Below are 13,907 nucleotides of genomic sequence, written 5' to 3'. Positions count from 1 at the left end.
CATGCATATCGGCATCGACCTCGTGGACGTTTCCTCGTTCGCCCAACAAATGGAATTCCCAGGTTCTACCTTCGGTTCTGTGTTCACCGACCGCGAGATACGCACGTGCAACACGAAACCGAATCGTGCTGCATCGCTCGCCGGACGCTGGGCGGTAAAGGAGGCTTACATCAAAGCCTGGTCCCAAACGATCATCGGCCAGCCCCCGCTTATCACCCCGGACGAGCTCAACTTCGCCGAGATAGAAGTAGTCAACGACGCATTCGGGCGACCTGTGGTCCAGTTGCACGGTGAGGTCGCACGGTTAGGCCCCCACGTCCAAAGCGTCTCACTGAGCCACGACGGCGACTATGCGATTGCCACTGTGATCGTGGACTAGGGGTGCTTGGCCGGAAGGCTTACCGCCACGCCTGGGCGGCACGGACGAAGCCGGCTGCAAGGGTGCGGCCGGTGTGGGCGAGGTGGTCGTCGTGAAGCGAAAGCTCCTGGGTGACGGCGGCAGCGTCATAACCGCTGCGCGCGGCCCACTGACCTGCAACATCGGGGGAGCATTCGGGGTGGAACTGCACCGAGACGATGGAACCGAGACGCATCGCCTGGATGGGGCAGCGGGCACTCGAGGCGAGCAGTTGCGCGCCGGGCGGAAGCGACACCACTGCATCGTGGTGGGATTCGACCACAACCAATTCGGGATCGAGGGCGCCGAAAAGAGGATCGGCAAGACCAGCTTCGGTCAGCGACACCCGTGCGGCGCCCTCTTCGTCCTGACTGGCTAAGCCGACGGAAACTTCGCCCCCGAAGCAGTCGGCGATGATCTGGTGGCCAAGGCAGATACCCAGAACCGGCATGCCTGACGAATGAGCTGCGCAAAGGAGATCGTGGACGGTGGGCAGCCAAGGTGCAGCCTCGGTGTCCAGAGCGTTGGTGCGACCGCCGAGGAGGATGAGGGCGGAGGTGGTGTCGTCGATACGCGGTGGCGTTTGGTTGAGATCGACGACATTGAGTTCAGCACCGGCGCGTTCGAGCCATGGACCGAGGCGCTGGAGCGGGCTGATCGGGTCGGGCTGGAGAACAGTGATGTGCATGGTCAGAGGTCAAAAGAAGCGACGCGACGCATTTCATCAGTGACACGGATCTTGCCTTTGCCCTCGCGCTCTCTCTTGAGGATCAGCTTTGCGAAAGCAATCTGGCCACGGGGTGGACGTTCTCCCTTAACATCCTGAACTGTCTCAGGGCGGTTACTCACAGTCATCGCTGCTCCTTTCGTGGGCTTCATCGTAGCGAGTAAAGCCAGACATGAGAACAGCGTCTATAAGAATGTTCTGATCGGGAGTGAGGAACGGAAGGTCATCAATGGCGTCGAGAACATTGGCCCCAGTGACCACGGCAACCTCATTGTCTGACGTGCTTAGTTCAACTGCCCACCGTAAGTCGTTATGCCATTCTTTGCTGCGATCCTGGTGTTGCACATTTGCAATGGTTAGAGAGACTCCTGTCCATGCGATGAGTGACGCGCCGAGAGGCGCGAAGAGCTTGGCCGTGAAATCTAGCATCACCGCGAAGTTAGGCGGCGATTGCAATGCCAGATAGATACTTAAGGCGAGAGTCGCTGCAAATAACACTGCAGCAAGTGTCCATGGGACAAAATGTAGTGAGCGTTTTTGTTTGGTGTTCATGTCTATTAGACGCCCACGGGCTGCCCCCGGTTCCCTCGAATGCGCATCGGGTTAATATGTGGTGCATGCAACGCGTGCTTTCCGGAATCCAGCCCACCGCCGACTCCTACCACCTGGGAAACTACTTAGGTGCCCTGAAACAGTGGATTGACCTGCAGGACGGCTACGAAGCGTTCTACTTTATCCCCGATCTGCACGCGATCACGGTGGACCAGGACCCGGAAGAGCTGCGCCACCGCACGCTTGCTGGCTGTGCGCAGTTGATTGCGCTGGGTATTGACCCGGAGCGTTCCACCCTGTTTGTGCAGTCCCACGTGCCGGAGCACGCCGAGCTGACTTGGGTACTGCAGTGCCTGACTGGTTTTGGTGAGGCCAGCCGCATGACGCAGTTTAAGGACAAGTCCGCCAAGCAGGGCCAGGACCGCACGTCGGTTGGTCTGTTTACCTACCCGGTGCTGATGGCTGCGGATATTTTGCTGTACTCGCCGCAGTTGGTGCCGGTGGGTGAGGACCAGCGTCAGCACTTGGAGCTCACGCGTACGCTCGCGGAGCGGTTCAACTCCCGCTACGGCAAGACCTTCACGGTGCCGGAGGGCATGATCGTCGAGGGTGCGGCGAAGATCTACGACCTGCAGGATCCGACGTCGAAGATGTCCAAGTCGGGTGCGAATCCGAAGGGCATTGTGAATCTTCTGGACGAGCCGAAGACTTCCGCCAAGCGCATCCGCTCCGCCGTGACCGACAACGATGGCGTGATTGCCTACGACAAGGAGAACAAGCCGGGTGTGTCCAACCTGCTGGTGATTCAGTCGGCGTTGACGGGCAAGCCTATCGACGACATCGTCGCCGGCTACGAAGGCCAGGGCTACGGCGCGTTGAAGGTGGATACGGCGGATGCGCTCGAGGCGTTCACCACTCCGCTGCGCGCGCGTTACGACGAACTCATGTCGGATCGTGCCGAACTCGAAGCCATCCTCGCCCGCGGCGCCGAGCGCGCCCGCGAGGTGGCATCGCCGCTGCTGAAGGACGTGTACGAGAAGGTTGGGTTCTTAGCGCCGAAGCGCTAAGGGCTAGCGGCGGAGCCAGGTCCGTTTCCGGCGTAGCCTCAGCGCTTCGCTCGTGCGGCCCGCAGGCCGTTCAAGATCACGATGACTTCGGCGACCTCGTGAACCAACACCACGGCGGCTAGGCCCAGCACGCCGGTGATCGCCAGCGGCATCAACACGATGATGATGGCCAGAGACAGCACGATGTTTTGGTTGATGATCCTGCTGCCTCGGCGGGCGTGCTGCAGAGCCTGCGGGATCAGCCGGAGGTCGTGGCCGGTGAAGGCGACGTCAGCGGACTCGATCGCGGCGTCAGAGCCGGTCGCTCCCATCGCAATGCCCACCGTCGCGCCTGCCAGTGCCGGCGCGTCGTTGATGCCGTCGCCGATCATCGCCGTCGGCGTCTTGGAGGAGAGTTCGGCGACGATGTTTGCCTTGTCCTCCGGTCGCAGCTCGGCGCGCACGTCGTCGATTCCGGCGATTTCAGCCAGCGCCCGGGCGGTGCGAGTGTTGTCGCCGGTGAGCATGCTCACTTCCACGTCGTTGGCGCGCAGGGTCTGCACGGCTTCGGGAACCTCGGGACGCAGCTCGTCGCGGACCCCAATCGCTCCGGCGAGGGTGTCATCGACGGTAACCAGGACGCAGGTCTGGCCCTCGGACTCCATGCGCTCAACGTCTGCCTTCAATGGCCCGGCGTCGATCCACCGGGGGCTGCCCACCAGCACCCGTCGACCTTCGACGGTGCCGCCGATGCCATGCCCGGCTTCCTCGCTGATGTCCGAAGCGGCGGGCGCTTCGGGCACCGCTGCCGTGATCGCCGCGGCGAGGGGGTGCGTCGATTGCTGCTCAACTGCCGCCGCGAAAGCAAGCACCTGGGCCCGATTGAATCCGTCCGCCGGGACCACCCCGGTAACCTCGGGCTGGTTGCGGGTAAGGGTTCCGGTCTTGTCCACCGCCAGGTGACGGATGCCGCCGAGTCGCTCGAACGCCGCGCCGGACTTGATGACTACGCCGAACTGGCTGGCCGCGCCGATCGCGGCCACGACCGTCAGTGGCACGGAGATTGCCAACGCGCACGGCGACGCTGCGACCAGAACTACCAGCGCACGGGTGATCCACGTCTCGGGGTCGCCCAGCAGCGAGCCGATCACGCCGACCAGCACCGCCAGGATCATCACCCCGGGCACTAGGGGTTGGGCGATCCGGTCGGCGATCCGGGCGCGGTCGCCCTTTTCCGCCTGTGCCTGCTCGACGAGGTCGACGAGTGTGGTCAGCGAGTTGTCCGTTCCAGCTGCGGTCGTCTCGATCTCCAGCACACCGGCGGAGTTGATCGCTCCCGCGGGTACCTCGTCGCCGGGTGCGACCTCCTCCGGAATGGATTCTCCGGTGATCGCTGAGGTGTCAAGGCTGGATCGTCCGGAACGAATGATGCCGTCCGTGGCGATTCGTTCCCCGGGGCGCACGAGCATTAGCTCGCCAACCTCAAGGTCCTTCGCTGCGACCTCGACCGCCGTGCCGTCGCGCAGCACCGTCGCGGTCTGCGGCACCAACTTCAACAGTGCCCGCAGTCCGCTCTGGGCCCGGTCCATCGCCTTGTCTTCCAGTGCCTCGGCGATCGAGTACAGGAACGCTAGCGCCGCGGCCTCTCCGACGTAACCGAGGATTACCGCGCCGACCGCGCTGATGGTCATCAGCAAGCCAATGCCGAGCTTGCGCTTCGTGACAAGGTTCCGGATCGCTCCAGGTGCGAACGTGTAAGCGCCCAACAGCAGGCCGACCCAGAACAGTACTGTCGCGGGAGTCTCCAAGTCGGACCAGTCCAGTGCCAGGCCTATGAAGAGGGCTATGCCGGAGAAGATCGGCAGTAGCAACTCGGGGTCCTTCCACCATGGCCGATCGAGCTCTTCGATCTCCGCGGCGGGTTTGTGTTCGCATCCACACGCTGAACTCATGCGTCCGCTCCCTTCTCGCCGCAGCCGGGCACCGAGCACTCAGGGTCGATGCACGGGGCATTCTCATCGACAGCCAGCGTCGCGTTCACCAGCGCGTTGAGCGCTGCCGCGAGATGCGGATCGGCGATTTCGTAGCGGGTCTTGCGGCCCTCCGGCTCGGCGACGACGATGCCGCAGTCACGCAAGCAGGTCAGATGATTCGAGACGTTTGAGCGGGTCAGGTCTAAGTCGCGCGAAAGCACGGCTGGGTAGCTCGGGCCGTCGAGTAGTGTCATCAGGATTCTGGAGCGCGTCGGATCCGCCATGGCCCGGCCGAGCCGGTTCATGACGTCGAGGCGTGAAGCAATGGTCAGCATGCGCTGAACTGTACAGTGGCTACTGAACTGGCGCAAGGCGTGAGGAGTCTGCTACTGCCTCCGCCCCCGCTACGCCGTTTCGCAGGCTCCTCTACGATGTGTTCGGTAAAGCACATCCGTTTAGAAGGGACGTCCGTCGATGGCAACCTCGACATCGCCGCGTAAGGCGTACACCGACGAACAAGGAATCGAGCGCGCCTCGAAGCAACAGCAAGAAGGCCTAGAGGCGAAAGTAGAGGAGAAGGCGCCCGCTGCGGCTCACGTGCTGCGGATGAACGAGCGCTTCGGTTCAGAAGGCGGTAACCAGCTTGCCGGTGGCATTACGTACTTCTCGGTGCTGTCGCTGTTTCCGCTGCTCATGCTGATCTTCGCCGGCCTCGGTTTCTTCCTGAGCGCTCGGCCGGATTTGATCCAGGAGATCGAAAACCAAATCACCTCCTCGGTCGACGGCGATCTGGGCGACATGCTCAATGAACTGGTCAATGCTGCTATTGATCAGCGCGGTGCCGTCGCTGGTATTGGTTTGCTGACCACCCTGTGGTCTGGCCTGGGCTGGATGAACAACCTGCGCGTGGGCGTGTCCGCGATGTGGAAGGTGGATGCGAACGAGGGTGGCAACTTTGTGACGAAGAAGTTGGCGGACCTGCTGGGCCTGATCGTGCTCATTGTCCTGTTCGTGGTGGCTGCAGGCGTGACCGCGGTTGGCGTGTCCGGCTGGACCAGCACCGCAATGGAGCGCCTCGGCATCGGTGATTTCCCGGGCGCGCGCCTCGTGGTGTGGGTCGTTGGATTCCTGGTCAGTGTGCTGGCCAGCTTCTTGGTCATGCTGTGGGTGAACATGTACATGCCGCGCACGAAGGTGCCGGTGAAATCAGGTCTAAAGGGTGCGCTGCTCGGCGCGGTCATCTTCGCCATCTTGCAGCAGTTCGCAGGCCTGGTGATCTCTTCCGCCACCGGTAACCCGGCGGGTGCGATCTTCGGCCCGATCATCACCCTCATGGTCGTGCTGTACCTGATCTGGCGCGTGGTGCTCTACGTTGCAGCATGGACTGCGACGACGCAGGAGTCCCTGGACGCAGCCCCGGCGGAGGTTCCGGAGCCGGCCGTGATCAACATCCGTGCAGGTGCGGTGCGTAACACCGATAAGTCGGCGTCTACCGGCAAGGCGCTTGGCGTCGGCGCCGCGCTTGGCGCTATCGGCGTTGGCCTCGCTTCCGTGCTGACGCGAGACTAACCACAGCGGCAAGCAACGCAAGGGCCACAACGCCCGCGACGACAAGGTAGGACCACCAACGGTTCCAGGCCGTCTCCTCTTCCACACCGGAGTTCTTTTCGGGCGTGGGGGAGGGGGCGGCTTGTGTCGTTTCAGGGGTGTTGGTCTCTGGGGGAGCTAGCTTTGCGACGACACCCTCCACCCCATACGCCGCATGCAGCAGCATCTGCGCCTGCTCCCAGGCGCGGTGTTGGTAGGCAGTGGTGTCTAAGACGACGGCGACGAGGCGGCGGCCATCGTGGTTGACCGCACCGACGAAGGTGTGGTTGGCGTCGTCGGTGTAGCCGGTTTTTCCACCGATGCCGTCGGGGTCGTTGAGGTAGAGCTTGTTGTCATTCCACAGCTCAAAGGCTGGTGAGTCGTCGAATCCGGGGAACTTGTAGGACTCGGTGGCGACGATGTCCGCGAACGTGGGGTTCGCAAACGCCGCTTTGTACGCCAGGCCCATATCCCACGCGGAGGTGGACATGCCGGCGCTGTCCAGGCCGGAATACGAGGTGGCACGGGTATCGGTCATGCCGAGGGTTTTGGCCATTTCGTTGATCTTCAAAAGCGTCATCTCGTTGCCGCCGAGCGCCTGGGCGAGCGCGTGGGCGCAATCGTTGCCAGAGGCCAACAGCAGACCGTGGAGCAGGTCGTTGACGGTGTAGTCGCCGCCCTCGCCGATGCCTGCGGCGGAGCCTTCCTGGCCCGCGGACTCGGCGGATACCGGCACTTTCTGGTCTAGCGGCAGTTCGTCGATCGCCGCCAATGCCAACAGCACTTTGATGATCGATGCCGGACGGTATCGTCCGTGCGGATCCTTCATCGCCACCACGTCGCCGGAATCCAGGTCAGCCACCAGCCACGCGGATGCGAGCACGTCCTGCGGAACCTCGTAACCGTCGGCGACGCTGACCCCACACGGCCCGTCGTAGGTCACCGGCAACGCGTCCGGCGTGCTTGTGGCCCGTTCTGAGGTGGAGACAGGCTCCGGCGGCCAGGTTGCCTGCGGGCAGTTATCGGTATCGGGTGCTTTGTCGCGCTTGGGTGGGACCCAGTTGCCGGTGTCGTCGTAGTAGCCGGTGGTGGGGGCGGCCGGCTCGATGGCATCGGTTGGGGCGGGGGTTTCGGCGTCTTGCGCGTTCGCTGTCAAGCACAGCCCCATGCTCAAACACACCACCGGAACTGCTGCCAACGTGCGCTTGATCATTTAGGACCCCTTCTGTTTGTAGCGGGTGACGAGGCGGTCGATGAGCTCGTCGGTAAGTTTCTCATCGGAAAGAATGATATCGAGCATGTCAGCATGCATCGCCTCAGTTTCCTCCGGATCTGGTTCTACCTGGTCATCGTAGGAATCGCCGGAGAGATCCATGCCGATGCCGTCGAGGAGCCCCTCGTCTTCAACAGGGGTGTCAATTCCCGTGGCTTCTGCGAGCATCTCCGCATCAATAGCGGGGAACTGGGTGGTGAACTCGGTGAGGAAATCATCCGCATCGCTCATCGCCTGCGCCGGGCGCTTGCCCTTGCGGATCTCCGCATCGATGCGGCGCTGCAACGCCTTCTCCATCTGGCGGTGGCGCCAGGAGCGCACACGGGTTGGCTCCAACTCGCGGGCCACCGCGCGTGATTTGTTCTCAGCCTTGCGCGCAAGCGTGGCTACCTGCGTCGCCGTCGCGTTCACAGTGGTATTTACCGGAGCGAACTCCGAGTCGGTGGAAATGCGCCAGTTGCCGTAGTAGCCGAACAGGAACAGGGCGAAACTGGCAACAGGTCCGAGAATCATGCCCCAGGCGAGGTAGCCAGTGGCGTTGCCGATCAGCGTGATCACTGCACACGCCACTGCCGGCAGCACGGTGGGTTGGTTACCGCCAAACACTGACGGTTCTTGGCCGGTGACCACGTCGCGGATCATGCCGCCGCCGGTCGCGGTGAAGACACCCATCATGATGGTGGGCACAACCGGAAGCCCGTACTGGATTGCTTTCGACGCACCCGTGGACGCCCACAATGCGGAGACCAACGCGTCGCCATGCGATTGCAAAAATTCCCATGCGCGGCCCTTGAAGTAGGTGAACCTGGCGATCAACGCGCCGGTAAACGCAAGGATCAGGTACTCAGGCTGGCTCATTGCTGCGACGGTGCCCTCGTTGATCAGCACGTCGCGCAACATGCCTCCGCCGAGTGCGGAAAGCATCGCGATGAAGAAAAACCCCACGATGTCGTAGCCGAGTTGGCGTGCCAGGGTGCCGCCAATGACACCCATGAGGAGCACGCCGGAGATGTCCATCCAGTGATAGATGGCGTTGATGAGGGGGTCGACCTGGTCCACTGCCATAGCCGACCATTCTAAACCTCAGGTCTTAGAACTTGGAGAAGCGCTTGATCAGCTGGTTTTCCATCTCGGTCCACGCTTCTGCCTTATCGGTGAACGGTGCGGACGGAACGTAACCGGCGGCGCGGGTGGAGCCAAGCATGTACGCCAGGTAATCCTGCATGCGCGGGTTGGCCAGCAGCAGGGAGTTCAGCGAATCGTCCTTCGCCCAGTCGGCGGCGTCCGCGAGCAGTTCGTAGGCCTTGGCCATCTGCTTGGTGTCTACCGCGTCGGTGCCCTTGGCAATGTCGGCGGCGATGCCGTTAAACGAGTAGGAGTTGTCCGGGTGAACCTCCACCTTGAGATCACCAGCGTTTGCCGCGTTGAGGATGTCCTGCCAAGTGGACACGCCTGCGAGGTCGTGGTCGTCGTTTTCCAAAATCCAGCGGCCGAGGTGCTTCGTGGACGGGAAGGTGATGATCTCGCCGTACTTACCCAAGAACACCGGCGCGCCGTTCAGGTACGTGCGCAGCGTGTACACGCTCTGGCCCTGGATGGAAACCTTCACCGGGTCGATGCCAGCAAGGCCCCAGACGGAGGAATCGTACGGGTCCTGCGCGGCGGCCTGTGCCTGCTCGTCGGCGCGGCGCTGCTCCTCAGCCGCTGCGCGTGCTTCCTGTGCTTCAGCAATAGCGGTGGTTGCTGCGGCAACCTCGTTCGCATCGAGATCTTGCGTATCGACGACACGCACCACCTCATCCAGCGACTCCACAACCTGCTTCCAATTGGTCAGCACAACGCGGCCCACACCCGACCATTCAGACATGCCGTTCTCGCCCGCGTAGTGGTCCGCGCCACGGTTGACGTTGCCCAAAATGGAGTGGGAGGCGAAGAAGATCTGCGCATGCTCAGCGCTGGCCACCTCGGCCAGCGAACGCGACACCTGGAAGACGCGTGCCAGCGACGAGACGTTCTCGTGGCTCGGACGACCCGCTAGGAAGTTCGGGGCGCCAATGATGTCGTAGTACTGCTTGTCACCCGGCACGACGCGGTCGTCGCCCTGAGTGTTAAACGCCTCCCACTTCGGGTGATCACTCAGGTCATGCGACGGGTTGGTGTTGAGGTAGGCCAGAAGCTCCTCGGGGGAGTTGAAGGCGAGGACCGATTGGTCGTCGCCAAGAAAGGCCTGCCACTGCGTGCCCTTCTCTTTCCAGGTTGGGGCCCACAGGGTGTAAAAATCGCCCTCGGTCAGGGACAGTTTCACGGGAAGGATCGCGCGGGTACTCATGGGGTGAGAGTCTACTCAACTCACAGCCAGCAGATTAACCGGTTGGCCGCCAGAACCCGTAGAACGGCATTCCGATGTTCTCGGTGCGCACTGGGTTCATCTGTACCGGGTCGCCGGCCTCAATCATCATGCCGTCGCCTGCGTACATTGCGGCGTGGCCCGACCAGAGCACAAGGTCGCCCGGCTGCAGTTCCTCGTAGGACACCTGCCTGCCAACCGCCTGGTCGGCCGCAACGCGAGGAATCTCCATCCCTGCCTGGCTGTAGGCCCAAGATGTCAGCCCTGAGCAGTCGAAGCCACCAGGGCTCGACCCTCCCCAGACATATGGCGTGCCCAGTTGGCTTTTCGCTGCGGCCACTGCGGCTGCGCCGACAGGGGAGCCACCCTGTGCTGGCGCTGGCGTGGGCTCCGGTGGAGGAGCAGACATTGGCGTGACCTCAGGCGGAGCAGGCGCGGGGACCGTGGCTGCGGGTTTCGGTGCAGTCGGCAGCGCCGCGGCCACAAGCTGGCGCGGGGATGATGGCACCGAGGCCGATAGGCGCTGTAACTCTGCGTTCGCTGCCTCACCGAGCGCGCCCGGACCCGGCATGACACGGGCGGCCGCCGCAGCGGTCGACGCACCCAGTTTCGTCGCAAGGGTGCCCAGGTCCTTCTCCAAGCTCTGCAAAGCCGCCATCGCAGCATCGAGCGCCTGACAGACTTGAGCCGCTACAAACGCCGCTGCACCAATTGGGCCGATTGGTGTCGCCGCAAGTGCGGGAGCTGCCGCGGCGTTGCGCATGAGACCGATTGCAATAGAGACAAGCTCGGCGACGGCGGCCGAAGCGCGGACTGACCCGCGCAGGACTGCGTCACTGATATCTGCACGGTAGGCCGCCAGGTCAGATGCAGCCTGCAGCCTGGTTTCCCCGCTCGCGTTAGCAACCTGTGCGAGCGGACCGAAGTCCTTGAAGTCCGGCATGCGATAGCCCGGAAGGGTCGGAAAATCGATGATGTCTGCCATGGACAAAATCTGTGCCGCAGCAGTACCGATATCTAACGAGAAGTTCAGGTGGCGGTTGTTTGTCACTGATGGCGGCCCGCCGAGCGAGGAAAGCGCGTCGAGCATGGTGCTAAGGGTGGGGTTCATAGTGTCGCTCCAAACTTGTGGCAGGTGGCGGTATCGACGGCGCACGCAGCATCAACGGTGAGGTCCATGGTTGCGGCGATGCGCCGGGCTTCGTCGCGAAGCAAAGTGGCGTCGCTGTTCGCTTGCTCGATAGCGGTGGACACTGCGTTGTGGAATTCGCTCATTGGCCACACATCGGGCACTGGCACATGGTTGAGGGCGCGCAGCGAGGCTGCGTCGTTGCGTAGAGAATCGGTCATGGAAAACACGGATGCGGAATCAAATTGAAAGACAGTCATGCACATTGGACGGTGAAAACCCCACGCCGGTTCCCTCGTAGGAGAAAAAACTCTGGTGAATTAGCATGGGCAGCATGGACATCACGGTTATTAACCACCCGCTGGCTGCTTCGCGGCTGACCATTATGCGCGACAAGCGCAGCGACAACGCAGCTTTTCGTGCGGCGTTGGCCGACCTCGGCGCAATGCTGATCTACGAGGCGGCGCGTGATTTGAAAGTCGAGCAGTTCGACACCGAAACCCCAGTTGCGGTCGCTCAAGGCACGCGGCTGGCCACCCCGCCGATCATCGTCCCGATCATCCGAGCCGGTCTGGGCATGATCGACCCAGCACTGTCGATGATCCCGGACGCCCAGGTGGGCTTTATCGGCTTGGCTCGCGACGAGAAGACCCACGAACCGGTGCCGTACCTCGAGGCACTGCCCGACGATCTGTCTGGACAGCCTGTGTTCCTGGTGGACCCGATGCTGGCAACCGGCGGCTCGCTCATCCACGCCATCGATCTGCTTGTTGGCCGCGGTGCGGACGACATCACCTGCATCTGCATGGTCAGTGCACAGCCGGGCGTGGATGCGCTCAAGGCTCACGGCGGGCCTGTCCGCCTGGTCACCGCAACGATCGATCCGTCGCTGAACGAGGACGCCTACATCGTGCCTGGCTTGGGCGATGCCGGTGATCGTCTCTACGGTCCGCGCAACATCGACCTCTAACGCGCATAACGCGCGCACAGTACAAGCGCAGCGCAAGGTCTACGCGCCACGGAACCGAAAATAACCGTGGCGTGCACACTTGCGCTGCGCTACATTGTGAGCACAACGGCACAACAGCACAACGACACAGCCAGGGGGAGAGCTGTCATGGGGGAATTGCTACCGGACTCGCACTGGGCCAGCTACGCGCTGGGCTTGGGAGAACGTATTCGCGCGCTGCGCATCATGCGGGGGTTGAGCCAAACGCGCCTTGCGGAACTCGCTGGAGTGTCGCGCTCGCTTGTGTCCAACATTGAGCGCAACGACTACAACGAGCGGGCTGCCGACCCAACCTTAAGCACTCTCTACCGCATCGCTCGTGCGCTGCACGTGCCACCTGCGATGCTGTTGCCGGGCAGTCTTGATGATGTCGACGATGCCTACGTGCTCCAAGGCCCTGACGCCAAAGTGGAGGCGATCATGTTCCAGTGGCCCCGCAGTCCGTACGACACTGCCCGGTTTTCCACCGCCTATCTTCAACCCGGCGCACCGAGGGGAACACCAGTGTTTAGCGTTGCTGAACAGATTCAGCACTGCACTGAAAACGCAGTACCGAAAAAGCAGTGCGCTTCTAGCGTGGCGACGACCCCGGCGTAGACTCTGTGCAACATATGCACTTGCTTGTACCCGCTGTACAGGACGACCTTAAGGGAGGACGCGTGAGTAACGCCGGAATCGCTACAGCCGTGGCGGCTTGGTTTGATCAAAACCAGGACAAGGTCGTGGGGTGGCGTCGGCACATTCACTCACACCCAGAGCTATCCAACGAGGAAGTGGAAACTACCAAGTTTTTGGTCAACGTACTGGAGGAACATGGTCTGAAGCCGGTGTGCTTCCCGGGCACCGGGTTGTATGTGGACCTTGGTCCTACCGAAGGCAAGCGCTTGGCGTTTCGCGCAGACATCGATGCGCTGCGTGTGCCGGAGCAAACCGGTTTGCCGTTCGCGTCGGTGAACCCGGGCGTGTCGCACTCGTGTGGCCATGATGTGCATACGACGGTTGCTCTGGGCCTTGCGTGTGCGTTGTCCACGATCGAGCTTGAGCAGGGTGTTCGCGTGATCTTCCAGCCTGCGGAAGAAGTTATGGGCGGCGGCGCGCTGGACGTGGTCAAGTGGGGCGGGTTGGAAAATGCTTCCGCGATTTATGCGGTGCATGCCGAGCCGCATATCCGTGTTGGGGAGATCGGCGTGCGCACCGGTGCGATCACCTCGGCGTCTGACGTGATTCGTATCGAGGTCCAGGGCCCCGGCGGACATACGTCGCGCCCGCAGTTGACCGCCGATGTGGTGTACGCAATCGGTGCGCTGATTACTCAGTTGCCGGCGTTATTGTCGCGCCGGGTGGATCCGCGCACAGGCACTGTGTTGGTGTTTGGCCACGTCAATGCGGGTGATGCGGCGAATGCGATTCCGAAAGTGGGTGTTTTGGAAGGCACGTTGCGCACGGCGGATATTACGACGTGGCGTGAGATCGAGGACTTGATTACGGACCTGATCGACCTTGTCGTTGCGCCGACCGGTTGCACGTACCACCTGGATTACATCCGCGGTGTGCCGCCCGTGCTTAACGACGACGCCGCCACCGCCCTGGCCGTCCAAGCCGCCCGGTCCGTGGACCCGCACAGTGTTGTCTCCGCCCCGCAATCCAGCGGTGGGGAGGACTTTTCGTGGTACCTCGAGCACGTACCCGGCGCGATGATGCGCTTGGGTGCGTGGAACGGTGAGGGTGAGCCACAGGATCTGCACCAGGGGAACCTGAATGTTGATGAGCGGGCGATTGGGGTTGGGGTTCGTTTGTTCGGTGCGATTGTGGAGCAGTACTTCCGGGTGGGTGAGGTTTCTCCGGCTCCGGGTAGACTGTGACGTTG

16 protein-coding genes are annotated in these 13,907 nt (G+C 62.4%); 6 read left to right on the top strand and 10 right to left on the bottom strand.

From position 1 onward, the window contains the following. The first annotated feature begins 1 nt into the window (after position 1). Entirely contained in the window at positions 2-379 is a 378-nt protein-coding gene (locus HMPREF3120_RS02105; RefSeq protein ID WP_070422877.1) for a holo-ACP synthase AcpS, read from the top strand. A 19-nt stretch (positions 380-398) separates the two neighbouring features. Here the strand turns inward: HMPREF3120_RS02105 and HMPREF3120_RS02100 are convergent, their stop codons facing one another. Genes HMPREF3120_RS02100 through HMPREF3120_RS02095 form a run of 3 tightly spaced genes read right to left on the bottom strand, consistent with a single transcriptional unit; the run spans position 399 to position 1,676 of the window. Beyond that, a complete protein-coding gene (locus HMPREF3120_RS02100) occupies positions 399-1,085 on the bottom strand; it encodes a type 1 glutamine amidotransferase (RefSeq protein WP_070450423.1) in 687 nt (228 codons plus the stop codon). A gap of 2 nt (positions 1,086-1,087) precedes the next feature. After that, the gene (locus HMPREF3120_RS11900; RefSeq protein ID WP_099046257.1) at positions 1,088-1,252 is read right to left on the bottom strand and encodes an RNA helicase; all 165 of its coding nucleotides are present in this window, start codon (positions 1,250-1,252) and stop codon (positions 1,088-1,090) included. Next, positions 1,239-1,676 (bottom strand): hypothetical protein, encoded by a 438-nt coding sequence (locus HMPREF3120_RS02095; protein ID WP_141739342.1) that lies wholly within the window; start codon positions 1,674-1,676, stop codon positions 1,239-1,241. Before HMPREF3120_RS02095 ends, HMPREF3120_RS11900 begins: the two co-directional genes overlap by 14 nt. Positions 1,677-1,732: 56 nt before the next feature. Here HMPREF3120_RS02095 and trpS point away from each other — a divergent pair, with 56 nt between their 5' ends. Further along, positions 1,733-2,743 (top strand): tryptophan--tRNA ligase, encoded by a 1,011-nt coding sequence (gene trpS, locus HMPREF3120_RS02090; protein ID WP_070422821.1) that lies wholly within the window; start codon positions 1,733-1,735, stop codon positions 2,741-2,743. 38 nt (positions 2,744-2,781) lie between these two features. Here trpS and HMPREF3120_RS02085 read toward each other — a convergent pair whose 3' ends face one another. Both HMPREF3120_RS02085 and HMPREF3120_RS02080 read right to left on the bottom strand, forming a co-directional pair. Continuing rightward, positions 2,782-4,674, bottom strand: a complete 1,893-nt coding sequence (locus HMPREF3120_RS02085) for a heavy metal translocating P-type ATPase (protein ID WP_070450417.1) — start codon at positions 4,672-4,674, stop codon at positions 2,782-2,784. Further along, positions 4,671-5,030: a Cd(II)/Pb(II)-sensing metalloregulatory transcriptional regulator CmtR gene (locus HMPREF3120_RS02080; RefSeq protein ID WP_034662574.1), complete on the bottom strand. Its 360-nt coding sequence runs from the start codon at positions 5,028-5,030 to the stop codon at positions 4,671-4,673. Before HMPREF3120_RS02080 ends, HMPREF3120_RS02085 begins: the two co-directional genes overlap by 4 nt. Before the next feature lie 139 nt (positions 5,031-5,169). Here HMPREF3120_RS02080 and HMPREF3120_RS02075 point away from each other — a divergent pair, with 139 nt between their 5' ends. Further along, positions 5,170-6,264: a YhjD/YihY/BrkB family envelope integrity protein gene (locus HMPREF3120_RS02075; protein ID WP_070450414.1), complete on the top strand. Its 1,095-nt coding sequence runs from the start codon at positions 5,170-5,172 to the stop codon at positions 6,262-6,264. On the opposite strand, the gene HMPREF3120_RS02070 is transcribed toward HMPREF3120_RS02075, so the two are convergent. The 5 genes from HMPREF3120_RS02070 to HMPREF3120_RS02050 are packed head-to-tail and all read right to left on the bottom strand — an operon-like array spanning position 6,224 to position 11,291. Continuing rightward, positions 6,224-7,495, bottom strand: coding sequence for a D-alanyl-D-alanine carboxypeptidase family protein (locus HMPREF3120_RS02070; protein WP_246815398.1), 1,272 nt, complete (start codon positions 7,493-7,495; stop codon positions 6,224-6,226). The two genes, HMPREF3120_RS02075 and HMPREF3120_RS02070, sit on opposite strands and share 41 nt — an antisense overlap. Then, the gene (locus HMPREF3120_RS02065) at positions 7,496-8,620 is read right to left on the bottom strand and encodes a trimeric intracellular cation channel family protein (RefSeq protein ID WP_083279474.1); all 1,125 of its coding nucleotides are present in this window, start codon (positions 8,618-8,620) and stop codon (positions 7,496-7,498) included. A 25-nt stretch (positions 8,621-8,645) separates the two neighbouring features. Then, positions 8,646-9,884, bottom strand: a complete 1,239-nt coding sequence (locus HMPREF3120_RS02060; RefSeq protein WP_070422825.1) for a hypothetical protein — start codon at positions 9,882-9,884, stop codon at positions 8,646-8,648. A 34-nt stretch (positions 9,885-9,918) separates the two neighbouring features. Then, positions 9,919-11,013: a C40 family peptidase gene (locus tag HMPREF3120_RS11660; protein WP_246815397.1), complete on the bottom strand. Its 1,095-nt coding sequence runs from the start codon at positions 11,011-11,013 to the stop codon at positions 9,919-9,921. Then, positions 11,010-11,291 carry a hypothetical protein gene (locus HMPREF3120_RS02050; protein ID WP_070450412.1) on the bottom strand — a complete coding sequence of 94 codons (282 nt, stop codon included), beginning with the start codon at positions 11,289-11,291 and terminating at the stop codon, positions 11,010-11,012. The genes HMPREF3120_RS11660 and HMPREF3120_RS02050 overlap by 4 nt, the downstream gene beginning before the upstream one ends. A 74-nt stretch (positions 11,292-11,365) precedes the next feature. On the opposite strand from HMPREF3120_RS02050, the gene upp reads away from it, so the two are divergent. The 3 genes from upp (at position 11,366) to HMPREF3120_RS02035 (ending at position 13,902) form a co-directional block, all read left to right on the top strand. Then, on the top strand, positions 11,366-12,001 hold the full coding sequence (gene upp, locus HMPREF3120_RS02045) for a uracil phosphoribosyltransferase (RefSeq protein WP_070422880.1): 636 nt from the start codon (positions 11,366-11,368) through the stop codon (positions 11,999-12,001). A 147-nt stretch (positions 12,002-12,148) separates the two neighbouring features. After that, complete coding sequence (locus HMPREF3120_RS02040) at positions 12,149-12,637, top strand: helix-turn-helix domain-containing protein (RefSeq protein WP_070482389.1); 489 nt, start codon at positions 12,149-12,151, stop codon at positions 12,635-12,637. A 62-nt stretch (positions 12,638-12,699) separates the two neighbouring features. Then, positions 12,700-13,902: an amidohydrolase gene (locus tag HMPREF3120_RS02035; RefSeq protein WP_246815396.1), complete on the top strand. Its 1,203-nt coding sequence runs from the start codon at positions 12,700-12,702 to the stop codon at positions 13,900-13,902. Positions 13,903-13,907: the final 5 nt, after the last annotated feature.

This window comes from Corynebacterium sp. HMSC11D10, from assembly GCF_001806995.1.
GTDB lineage: Bacteria > Actinomycetota > Actinomycetes > Mycobacteriales > Mycobacteriaceae > Corynebacterium > Corynebacterium coyleae.
This window is presented reverse-complemented; position numbering and strand designations above follow the sequence as displayed.

What these genes read in the sequence shown, in the direction of transcription:
- HMPREF3120_RS02040 (WP_070482389.1), top strand. Translation starts at nt 12,149, where the DNA reads ATGGGGGAATTGCTACCGGACTCGCACTGGGCCAGCTACGCGCTGGGC.
- HMPREF3120_RS02050 (WP_070450412.1), bottom strand. Translation starts at nt 11,291, where the DNA reads ATGACTGTCTTTCAATTTGATTCCGCATCCGTGTTTTCCATGACCGAT.
- HMPREF3120_RS02105 (WP_070422877.1), top strand. Translation starts at nt 2, where the DNA reads ATGCATATCGGCATCGACCTCGTGGACGTTTCCTCGTTCGCCCAACAA.
- HMPREF3120_RS02080 (WP_034662574.1), bottom strand. Translation starts at nt 5,030, where the DNA reads ATGCTGACCATTGCTTCACGCCTCGACGTCATGAACCGGCTCGGCCGG.
- HMPREF3120_RS11900 (WP_099046257.1), bottom strand. Translation starts at nt 1,252, where the DNA reads ATGACTGTGAGTAACCGCCCTGAGACAGTTCAGGATGTTAAGGGAGAA.
- HMPREF3120_RS02100 (WP_070450423.1), bottom strand. Translation starts at nt 1,085, where the DNA reads ATGCACATCACTGTTCTCCAGCCCGACCCGATCAGCCCGCTCCAGCGC.
- HMPREF3120_RS11660 (WP_246815397.1), bottom strand. Translation starts at nt 11,013, where the DNA reads ATGAACCCCACCCTTAGCACCATGCTCGACGCGCTTTCCTCGCTCGGC.
- HMPREF3120_RS02075 (WP_070450414.1), top strand. Translation starts at nt 5,170, where the DNA reads ATGGCAACCTCGACATCGCCGCGTAAGGCGTACACCGACGAACAAGGA.
- trpS (WP_070422821.1), top strand. Translation starts at nt 1,733, where the DNA reads ATGTGGTGCATGCAACGCGTGCTTTCCGGAATCCAGCCCACCGCCGAC.
- upp (WP_070422880.1), top strand. Translation starts at nt 11,366, where the DNA reads ATGGACATCACGGTTATTAACCACCCGCTGGCTGCTTCGCGGCTGACC.
- HMPREF3120_RS02095 (WP_141739342.1), bottom strand. Translation starts at nt 1,676, where the DNA reads ATGAACACCAAACAAAAACGCTCACTACATTTTGTCCCATGGACACTT.
- HMPREF3120_RS02085 (WP_070450417.1), bottom strand. Translation starts at nt 4,674, where the DNA reads ATGAGTTCAGCGTGTGGATGCGAACACAAACCCGCCGCGGAGATCGAA.
- HMPREF3120_RS02070 (WP_246815398.1), bottom strand. Translation starts at nt 7,495, where the DNA reads ATGATCAAGCGCACGTTGGCAGCAGTTCCGGTGGTGTGTTTGAGCATG.
- HMPREF3120_RS02065 (WP_083279474.1), bottom strand. Translation starts at nt 8,620, where the DNA reads ATGGCAGTGGACCAGGTCGACCCCCTCATCAACGCCATCTATCACTGG.
- HMPREF3120_RS02060 (WP_070422825.1), bottom strand. Translation starts at nt 9,884, where the DNA reads ATGAGTACCCGCGCGATCCTTCCCGTGAAACTGTCCCTGACCGAGGGC.